We start from the raw sequence: 300 nt of genomic DNA, 5'->3' as shown, positions 1-300 counted from the left end.
GGGATACGACGCGCCCGCCGAAGGTGTCTGCGGGGTCGGGCGGCACGGGGATGAAGGGCAGGGGGTAGTGGTGATGGATGGCGTGGAAGATGGCTACGAGGGCGTCGGCTCGGCGTTCTTGGTGGGTGCGGGGGTCTGGGTTTCCGGCACGGCGTGCGTAGTCGCGGCAGGCATCGGCCAGGGCGTCCAGGACGGAGTGGATGAGCATCACGTGGTCGGCGGAGAGGGTGGCTTCGAGTCGGCCCATGCCCTCAGGTAGCGGGGAGGCGTAGACGCAGCGTTCTTTCATGCGGGCTTCGC

The 300-nt window shown here is 68.7% G+C and carries 1 protein-coding gene; it reads right to left on the bottom strand.

Annotation, left to right across the window (positions count from 1 at the left end):
- A partial coding sequence (locus tag QSK05_RS36100; protein ID WP_285601916.1) for a DUF222 domain-containing protein occupies window positions 1-247 on the bottom strand: 247 nt, incomplete at its 3' end.
- Window positions 248-300 lie beyond the last annotated feature (53 nt).

It is taken from the genome of Kineosporia sp. NBRC 101731 (assembly GCF_030269305.1).
Classification (GTDB): Bacteria; Actinomycetota; Actinomycetes; order Actinomycetales; family Kineosporiaceae; genus Kineosporia.
Note: the sequence above shows the minus strand (reverse complement) of the source record. Positions and strands in the feature narration are given on the sequence as shown.